We start from the raw sequence: 6,000 nt of genomic DNA on the forward strand, positions 1-6,000 counted from the left end.
ATTCTTGCCGAATACCGATGGCGCACAGTGGATTTGACCGCTGACGTCGATCTGGCCGGACTGCTGGGTGGCAGGTGTGTCACAGTGACGTAATTCCCCGGTATGTCCAGACCTGGGTTTCAGCCGCCCTTTTTGTCCATCAGCTCGACAATCCGCTGCAGGTCCTCCACCGAGCCGAACTCCACCACGATCTTGCCCTTCCGTTTGCCCAGACTCACCGTGACGCGGGTATCGAACGTCCCGGACAGCCGCTCAGCAACGTCCTGGAGACCCGGCATCTGGATCGGCTTGCGTCGTGCCGGGGTCGGGGTGGTGCCGTCAGCCCGGTTCGCCAGCGTCACCGCCTCCTCCGTCGCGCGGACCGACAGCCCCTCCGCGACGATGCGCGCCGCCAGCTCCTCCTGCGCCTCCGCACCTGCCTCCAGCGAGAGCAGCGCCCGAGCGTGGCCGGCCGAGAGGACCCCGGCCGCCACGCGGCGCTGCACGGCGATCGGCAACCGGAGCAGCCGGATCATGTTGGTGATCAGGGGCCGGGACCTGCCGATCCGCGCGGCGAGTTCATCGTGGGTGACACCGAACTCGTCGAGCAGCTGTTGGTAGGCCGCGGCCTCTTCCAACGGGTTGAGCTGCACCCGGTGGATATTCTCCAGCAGCGCGTCCCGCAGTAGGTTGTCGTCGGCCGTCTCCCGGACGATCGCCGGGATGGTCGCCAGCCCGGCCTCCTGCGAGGCGCGCCACCGCCGCTCCCCCATCACCAGCTGATACCGCACCGGATCCTTGGAGACCTCGCGGACCACGATCGGCTGCATCAGTCCGAACTCGCGGATGGAGTGCACCAGTTCGGCCAGCGCCTCGTCGTCGAACACCTGCCGGGGCTGCCGTGGGTTCGGCTCGATGGTGGCCGGGTCGATCTCGCGGTACACCGCACCCATGTCGGACTCCGCCGCGTCCGGCGCTGGGGTCGGCGGAGCGCCGCCGAGGAGCACGTCGGCCGCCGCTGAACCGATCTTCGGCGCCGTCGACTCGCCGTCGACCGGTCCCGTCGGAATGAGCGAGGCCAGCCCGCGGCCCAGGCCGCCCTTGCGCTTGGATGGTGCGTTCGTCATGACTGTCCCTTTCCGGTCGGCGCGGCGCCTCGTTCGGCGATCTCGCGGCTGGCATCCAGATAGCTCATCGCGCCTCGCGACCCGGGGTCGTAGTCGATGATCGTCATGCTGTACCCGGGTGCCTCGGAAACCTTGACGCTGCGGGGAATCACCGTCCGCAGCACCTTGTCGCCGAAGTATCGGCGGACCTCATCTGCGACCTGGTCGGCGAGCTTGGTCCGGCCGTCGTACATCGTCAGCAGGACCGTGGTCACGTTGAGCGCCGGGTTGAGGTGCGCCCGGACCATCTCGATGTTGTTCATCAACTGGGAGACCCCCTCGAGCGCGTAGTACTCGCACTGGATGGGGATCAGCACCTCGGGCGCGGCGACCAGCGCGTTGATCGTCAGCAGACCCAGGGACGGCGGGCAGTCGATGAACACGTAGTCGAAGTCGTACTGCTCGAGGTCCGCGAGCGCGGAGCGCAACCGGTTCTCCCGGGCGACCATGCTGACCAATTCGATCTCCGCGCCGGCAAGGTCGATGGTGGCCGGGACGCAGTACAGCAACTCGCTGTGCGGGCTGCGCCGCAGCGCCTCCCGCAGCGGGATCTCCCCGATCAGCACCTCGTACGACGACGGCGTGCCCGACTCCCGGCGTTCGATCCCCAGGGCGGTGCTGGCGTTGCCCTGCGGGTCGAGGTCGATGACCAAGGTCTTGAGCCCCTGCACCGCGAGCGCGGCGGCCAGGTTCACCGCGGTGGTCGTCTTGCCGACGCCGCCCTTCTGGTTCGCGACGGTGAAGATGCGGCGACGGGAGGGCCGCGGCAGTCGCTGCTTCGTGTGCAGCACCTGCGTCGCGCGCTGCGCGGCGGCGGCGATCGGGGTGTCGTACTCGCTGTCGACCTGTCCCGGTCCGCTCCATGTTTCACGTGAAACATCGGCGCGCTGAGGCCGCGGGCGGCTGGTCCGTCGTGGTTCCGGCGTCATCGTGCTCTCCTGGTTGGCGGACGAGTGCGCCGTCCGGACTTCGACTCCGACCGCCTGGCGGCGACGACGGTCGCCGGCGGGTCCAAATAGCTCACGCCACATTTCATCACCCTCACATCGTCCGCGCCCAACGATGTCATCACACGCCGGTGCTCGGCGACTTCGCTTTCGGCGCGCTCCCCCTTGAGCGCCAGCATCATCCCACCGACCTTCGCCAGCGGAAGGCTCCACCGCGTCAACTTGTCCAGCGGGGCGACGGCGCGCGAGGTCACCACGTCCGCCGCACCATGCTCGGCGATGACCGCTCGATCCTCCGCCCGGCCACGGACCACCGTCACGTGATCGAGGCCGAGATCCCGCACCACCTCCGAGAGGAAGGATGCGCGCCGCAACAGCGGCTCGACCAAACACACGGATAGATCCCGCCGTGCGATCGCCAACGGAATACCGGGCAGGCCGGCACCGCTGCCGATATCGACGACGCGGTCGCCCTCGCCGATCAATTCAGCGATCGCGACACTGTTGAGTACGTGGCGGTCCCACAGGCGATCCGTCTCCCGCGGGCCGATCAGCCCGCGCTCCACGCCGGCGGTCGCGAGAAACTCCGTATACCGCTCCGCCGTCTCGAGGTGCTCACCGAAGACCTCGCGGGCAGCGGGGGGCGGCGCGGTCCCGCCGTCATGTTTCACGTGAAACAACCTCCGGGTGTTCGGGGCGATGTTTCACGTGAAACATCCTCCCGGGCGGTCGACGCAGAACTACATCGGTGTAAGTCAGATCAGTCGGGCAGGATGACGACGCGGCGCTGCGGCTCCACGCCCTCGCTCTCGCTGTGCACCCCGTCGACCGCGGCGACGGCGTCGTGGACGATCTTCCGCTCAAAGGGGGTCATCGGCGCCAGCTGCTCGCGCTCCCCCGACTCGAGCACGCGACGGGCGAGCTTGTCGCCGAGCGCGGCCAGCTCTTCCCTCCGATGGCGGCGCCAGCTCGCGACGTCCAGCATCAGCCGGCTGCGCTCCCCCGTCTTCTGGTGCACCGCGAGCCGGGTCAATTCCTGCAGCGCGTCGAGCACCTCGCCCTTACGGCCGACCAGCTTCTCCAAGTCGTCACCGCCGTCGATGCTGACAACCGCGCGGTTGCCCTCCACGTCCAGATCGATGTCGCCGTCGAAGTCGAGTAGGTCGAGCAACTCCTCCAAGTAGTCGCCGGCGATCTCGCCCTCGGCGACCAACCGCTCCTCGAGATCGTTGCCCTTGACCTGATCCGCTTCGACGGTCTCGGCGGCAGCGGCCTCGGTGGGGGTGGTGTCTGTCGTATCAGTCATCTGTTCTCGGGTCCCTCTCAAGTCACCGTGGGGTGGTATCAGTGGCGCTGGCTTGTTCAGCGCTTGCGCTTCTTCGGTTTCGCTCCGGGGCGCGGGTTCCGGTTGGCGGCTCCGCCCGCCTTCCCCTGCTGGCCCTTGGGGGCGGCCTTCGGCGTAGCCTTCGCGGCCGGGGCGTCGTTCGCGGGCTCGACAGCAGCCGACTCTGTCTCGTCGGCCGCGGCGGTCCCTTCGCTGTTGTCGGCCATCGTGGTGGCGGCGCTCGCGGCCGCCTTCTTGCGCTTGGCGGGTTTCGCGCCGGGCGCCGGCGCATTGGCCGCGCGGCGTTCGATCGCCTCCTGCTTCTTCGCCTCTTCCTCCTGCTCGATCTTGCCGAACACGTAGTGCTGCTGACCGAAGGTCCAGACGTTGTTGGCGAACCAGTACAGGATGATGGCCAGCGGCAGGAACGGCCCGCCGACGACGACGCCCAGCGGGAAGACATACAGTGCGAGCTTGTTCATGATCGCGGTCTGCGGATTGGCCGCGGCCTCCGGACTCTGCCGCGAGATCGAGGCCCGGCTGTTGAAGTAGGTGGCGATGCCCGCGGCGATCATCACCGGCACGCCCACGGCGATCAGCGCGGTCCGGCTGAAGTGCCCGTACTGGGTAAAGGCCTCCAGACCCGTGGTCTGGGTCATCCATGCGCCCAGCGGCGCACCGAACAGGTTGGCGTCCAGGAAGTGGCCGACGTCGGTGGCGCTGAAGAAGTAGTTGGACAGCGTCCGGTTGTAGTCGGGGTCCAGATGCTGCGCACCGATGCCGAAGCCACCAGTCCGGTTGAACGACCGCAGCACGTGGAACAGGCCGATGAACACCGGGATCTGCGCGAGCATCGGCAGGCAGCCGAGGATCGGGTTGAACCCGTGCTCCTTCTGCAGCTTCTGCATCTCCAGCGCCATCCGCTGGCGGTCCTTGCCGTACTTCTTCTGCAGCGCCTTGATCTGCGGTTGCAGTTCCTGCATCTGCCGGGTGGTCCGGATCTGCCGGACGAAGGGCTTGTACAGCAGCGCGCGGAGGGTGAAGACCAGGAACACCACCGACAGTGCCCAGGCGAAGAAGTTGGTGGGCCCGAGCAGCAGCGCGAAGAGCTTGTACCAGAGCCACATGATGCCCGACACGGGGTAGTAGATGATGTCGAGGCTTGCCCAGTTAAACATGCAACTCGTTCCTGCCGTCGCCGGCGTGAGGGTCGGGCGACTGATGCTCGCGAGAGTGTCGCTCGGGTATTGGGTCCCATCCTCCCCGATGCCACGGACCGCACTTCGCGAGCCGGACCGCGCTCAGCCAGCCGCCCCGGATCAACCCGAACTCGGTCAGGGCCTCGACGGCGTACTGGCTACAGGTAGGCATGAATCGACACGTCGGCAACCGCAACGGGGACACCATGTGTCGGTAGAGCTGGATCACGTACACCACCGCGCGCCCTGGCGCGGTGCGGAGATCGCGAAGCCGGGCAGTCATCGCCGGGCAGTCATCAGCTTGTGCGAGCGGCGCAGACCGGCCACCAACTGCTCGCGCAGACGCGCGGACGTCGCGTCCCGGCTACCCGGCAGTGCGCGGATCACCACCCGCTCGGCGGGATCCAGATCGTCGACCACGGTGCGGGCCACATGCCGCAACCGTCGGGCGACCCGGTGGCGTTCGACGGCAGAGCCCACGGACTTGCCGACCACCAAACCGATCAGAGGACCGGCCGCACCGCTGGGATCGCGACGACGATGTACCACGAGATCCGGCTGTGCGGCTCGTACTCCTTGTTTGACCGTCGCACCGAACTCGGTCGACCGGGTCATCCGGTACTGCGCGGGGAGCACGTCACTGCCCGAGCAGACTCAGGCCGTCAGCGAACGACGTCCCTTGCGGCGCCGACCGGTTACGATCGCGCGCCCTGCACGCGTCCGCATCCGCAGGCGGAATCCATGCACCCGTGCGCGACGCCGATTGTTCGGCTGGAATGTCCGCTTGCCCTTGGCCACGGCTGTATCTCCTCATTGCGTTTGGCCACCACAGCTACCCATCGGGCAGCTCTGGCAGCCCTTGGTAAGTTCTGCGGTCTTGCTGCGTAGCCGGCGCGCTCCGCATGATCTCGAATGAAACCGTTCGGGTTCGCAGCCGTATCGCCACTTCCGGGCGACTGTTCGAGGGTACTTACACGATTTCGCTGGGTCAAACCTGAGCGACCCGCCCGAAACCGACGGCCGGCACCCCCGTCGGCGCACCGGGGCCGACGACGACAGCCGGTCCGCCGGACCGAATCCTTCCAGGACAGCCGACCGCCGACCGAACATCGCGCGCCGCACCGACCACCCCGCAAGAACGTTTCCGTCAATGTTGCCGAATGGTTGGCACCCCGAGATAAAACTGTTAGCTTCTGGCATGACCGTTCCCACCGGAACGGCGCCGACGTCCGACCACCGACAACAGGGTTGCCCAAGGACCCGTGCAGCCCGACATACTTCCGCCGGTAGGCTGCCCCATGAGGACAGTCGTCCTATCCACATCTGTGGATAACCATGTGGACAGACTGCCCTCGTTAAGTTATCCATTGCATGTGCTGAGTGTC

General features: G+C 67.2%; 8 protein-coding genes. All 8 read right to left on the reverse strand.

Annotated elements, in window-relative coordinates:
- Positions 1-119: 119 nt before the first annotated feature.
- Positions 120-1,106 (reverse strand): ParB/RepB/Spo0J family partition protein, encoded by a 987-nt coding sequence (locus tag R2K23_RS24685; RefSeq protein ID WP_316513414.1) that lies wholly within the window; start codon positions 1,104-1,106, stop codon positions 120-122.
- The gene (locus R2K23_RS24690) at positions 1,103-2,074 is read right to left on the reverse strand and encodes a ParA family protein (protein WP_316513415.1); all 972 of its coding nucleotides are present in this window, start codon (positions 2,072-2,074) and stop codon (positions 1,103-1,105) included. Before R2K23_RS24690 ends, R2K23_RS24685 begins: the two co-directional genes overlap by 4 nt.
- Complete coding sequence (rsmG, locus tag R2K23_RS24695; protein ID WP_316513418.1) at positions 2,071-2,772, reverse strand: 16S rRNA (guanine(527)-N(7))-methyltransferase RsmG; 702 nt, start codon at positions 2,770-2,772, stop codon at positions 2,071-2,073. Before rsmG ends, R2K23_RS24690 begins: the two co-directional genes overlap by 4 nt.
- Positions 2,773-2,852: 80 nt before the next feature.
- Complete coding sequence (locus R2K23_RS24700) at positions 2,853-3,398, reverse strand: Jag family protein (protein WP_316513420.1); 546 nt, start codon at positions 3,396-3,398, stop codon at positions 2,853-2,855.
- 56 nt (positions 3,399-3,454) lie between these two features.
- Positions 3,455-4,594: a membrane protein insertase YidC gene (gene yidC / locus R2K23_RS24705; RefSeq protein ID WP_316513422.1), complete on the reverse strand. Its 1,140-nt coding sequence runs from the start codon at positions 4,592-4,594 to the stop codon at positions 3,455-3,457.
- On the reverse strand, positions 4,587-4,898 hold the full coding sequence (yidD, locus tag R2K23_RS24710; RefSeq protein ID WP_316513424.1) for a membrane protein insertion efficiency factor YidD: 312 nt from the start codon (positions 4,896-4,898) through the stop codon (positions 4,587-4,589). Before yidD ends, yidC begins: the two co-directional genes overlap by 8 nt.
- Positions 4,895-5,251, reverse strand: coding sequence for a ribonuclease P protein component (gene rnpA, locus R2K23_RS24715; protein WP_316513426.1), 357 nt, complete (start codon positions 5,249-5,251; stop codon positions 4,895-4,897). Before rnpA ends, yidD begins: the two co-directional genes overlap by 4 nt.
- An 18-nt stretch (positions 5,252-5,269) precedes the next feature.
- Complete coding sequence (rpmH, locus tag R2K23_RS24720) at positions 5,270-5,413, reverse strand: 50S ribosomal protein L34 (RefSeq protein WP_005142265.1); 144 nt, start codon at positions 5,411-5,413, stop codon at positions 5,270-5,272.
- Between the last annotated feature and the right edge of the window lie 587 nt (positions 5,414-6,000).

The organism is Mycolicibacterium sp. MU0050, assembly GCF_963378085.1.
Lineage (GTDB): Bacteria > Actinomycetota > Actinomycetes > Mycobacteriales > Mycobacteriaceae > Mycobacterium > Mycobacterium wendilense.

Coding starts and splice junctions, on each gene's coding strand:
- yidD (WP_316513424.1), bottom strand. CDS start 4,898: ATGACTGCCCGGCTTCGCGATCTCCGCACCGCGCCAGGGCGCGCGGTG.
- R2K23_RS24690 (WP_316513415.1), bottom strand. CDS start 2,074: ATGACGCCGGAACCACGACGGACCAGCCGCCCGCGGCCTCAGCGCGCC.
- yidC (WP_316513422.1), bottom strand. CDS start 4,594: ATGTTTAACTGGGCAAGCCTCGACATCATCTACTACCCCGTGTCGGGC.
- R2K23_RS24685 (WP_316513414.1), bottom strand. CDS start 1,106: ATGACGAACGCACCATCCAAGCGCAAGGGCGGCCTGGGCCGCGGGCTG.
- R2K23_RS24700 (WP_316513420.1), bottom strand. CDS start 3,398: ATGACTGATACGACAGACACCACCCCCACCGAGGCCGCTGCCGCCGAG.